The organism is Curtobacterium sp. 22159, assembly GCF_052045775.1.
Taxonomy (GTDB): domain Bacteria; phylum Actinomycetota; class Actinomycetes; order Actinomycetales; family Microbacteriaceae; genus Curtobacterium.
The window spans coordinates 13,060-15,634 of sequence record NZ_JBQEPN010000013.1 but is presented as its reverse complement, the minus strand read 5'-3'; the positions used below and the strand labels follow the sequence as shown (position 1 = coordinate 15,634).

Below are 2,575 nucleotides of genomic sequence, written 5' to 3'. Positions count from 1 at the left end.
CGCCTCCCGTTCTCCGAGCCGTCCGCGCTGACAGTTCCACCGCCGGTCGACTCCCGGAAACCTGTGGGAAAGCTCAGCAAGGTCGGATGTCCGAGGCCCCGACCACGGGGCCCGGAACGAAGGACACCATGACCTCGCAGCACCCCTCCCGACGGCGACGGACCGGCCGCGCCGTCGGAGCCGCCTTCGCGGCGTCCGCCGCGCTCGCGGCGACGACGCTCGTCGGATCGACCACCGCGGCCACCGCCGCCGAAGCGCCCCTCATCGAGTCCGGCGTGACCAGCTGGCAGTACCTCGAGGACGGCAGCGACCCCGCTGCCGGCCAGGCCGAGCGCACCGCCTGGACGACCGGTGCCCTGCCGGCCGGCGACTGGAAGTCCGGCTCGGGCTCCTTCGGCGCGAAGAACGGCGTCGCGACGGGCATGGGCGGCGGGTACACCGTCGACACCCTGCTGGACCAGTACCGCGACGACGGCACCGACGTGCCCACCTACTTCTTCCGCACCTCCTTCGAGGCGGACGCCACGGACCTCGCCACCTGGAAGTCCTTGACCGCCGAGGTCGTCTACGACGACGCCCTCGTCGTGTACGTGAACGGTCAGCGCGTCGCCGGGTTCGAGGACTCCGCGATCACGCAGAACGTGCAGTACGCCGGCGACAACGGCTCGGACCCGGACGAGAGCACCTTCTCCGTCGACGCGTCGCTGCTGCACGAGGGGAGGAACGACGTCGCGGTCGCGCTCCACCAGGGCCGCTCGAACAGCTCGGACGTCTACTTCGACATGGAGTCGCTCGTCCCGGTCGCGGCGGACACCCCGGCGCTCATCTCGGACGTCGTCATGACGATCGGGGCCGACGAGTCCGCGCGCAACCTCGCCTGGTACTCCGACTCGGCGGCGGCCGAGGTCGCGCAGGTCGTCCCCGCCTCGCGTCTGGTCGGCGGCGCGTTCCCGGCGTCCGGCGCCACTGAGGTCGTGAGCACCTCGGGGACCGCGACCGACGGCCAGCAGTACCACCACGCCACACTCGGCGGCCTGTCCGCGTCGACCGAGTACGCGTACCGCGTCGGCAGCGACGCCGACGGATGGAGCCCGGTCACGACGTTCCGCACCGGCGACGGCGACGGCGACTACTCGTTCGTCTTCATCGGCGACGCGCAGATCGGCGCCTCGGGCAACGCGGCGAAGGACACCGCCGGGTGGGTCGACACGATGGACGTCGCCGAGCGAGCCTTCCCCGACTCCGAGATGGTGTTCTCGGCGGGAGACCAGGTGAACACGGCGTCGAACGAGGCGCAGTACGAGGGCTTCCTCTCCCCCGACCAGCTCCGACGCATCCCGCTCGTGACGAACATCGGCAACCACGACGTCGCGAGCCTCGCGTACGAGCAGCACTTCAACCTGCCGAACGTCTCGGCGGAGCACGGCAAGCCGGACGCCGCACGCGCCGGCGGAGACTACTGGTTCGTGTACGGCGACACGCTCTACATCTCGTTCAACTCGAACGACATGGACGACGCCGGGCACGCCGAGTTCGCGCGACAGGTCCTCGCGGAGCACGGTGACGAGGCCCGCTGGAAGGTCGTCACGTTCCACCACTCGGTCTACAGCGTCGCCTCGCACGCCACGGACTCGGACATCGTCACGCGTCGGGCCGAACTGCCGCCGGCGCTCAGCGCGCTGGACGTGGACCTGGTGCTCATGGGCCACGACCACGTGTACGTCCGCAGCCACCTGATGAGCGGGACCACCCCGGTGGGGACCGACCAGGCGGTCGGGTCCTCCGTCACGCCGGCGGGTGACGAGGTGCTGTACGTCACGGCGAACTCGTCGTCGGGCAGCAAGTACTACGAGATCCAGCAGCAGGACTTCGCGTTCTCGGCGGTGCAGAACCAGGAACACACGCCCAACTTCACCAACGTCGAGGTCGCGGACGACAGCATCACGATGACGACGTACCGGTCGGCGGACCTCACCGTCGTGGACGCGGTGACGCTCCGGAAGCCGGCGGTCCCCGCGGAGCCGGAGCCGACCGTCCCGGGCACCGACCCGACCGCGCCCACCGCTCCGGGGACCGACCCGACGGCGCCGGGGACCGACCCGACCGCCCCGGCGACGCCCGGTGACGGCGCCCCGGTCGCCGCGGACCTCTCCACGCTCACGGAGGCGACGCACACCCTCCGGGTGGACGCCGTCGACGCCGAGGCCGGCACCGTCACGGTCGCCGTCCCCCGGGCGCTGGCGGGCACGCCGTTCGACTGGTTCGTCCACTCGGAGCCGGAGTACCTCGGCGACCTCACGACCGACGACGACGGCGTCCTGACGCTGCAGCTACCGGTCGACCTCGAGGCGGGCACGCACACCCTCGTCGCCCAGCGCGCCGACGGTTCCGTCGCCACCTGGGCCACGTTCGAGTTCGTGGTCGACCCGGTCACCGGCGCGCCGACCGGCGAGCTCGCGTTCACCGGCGCGGAGGTCCTGCCGCTGGCAGCCGGCAGTGTGCTCGCACTCCTCGCCGGGATCGGCATCGCCCTGGCGCGCCGCCGTCGCGTCTGACGCGACCAGCCCGGGAGGCG

1 protein-coding gene is annotated in these 2,575 nt (G+C 71.8%); it reads left to right on the top strand.

The window, feature by feature from the left end; genetic code table 11:
- The first annotated feature begins 128 nt into the window (after window positions 1-128).
- Complete coding sequence (locus ACTJKO_RS14615; protein WP_440689869.1) at window positions 129-2,555, top strand: fibronectin type III domain-containing protein; 2,427 nt, start codon at window positions 129-131, stop codon at window positions 2,553-2,555.
- The last annotated feature ends 20 nt before the right edge of the window (window positions 2,556-2,575 follow it).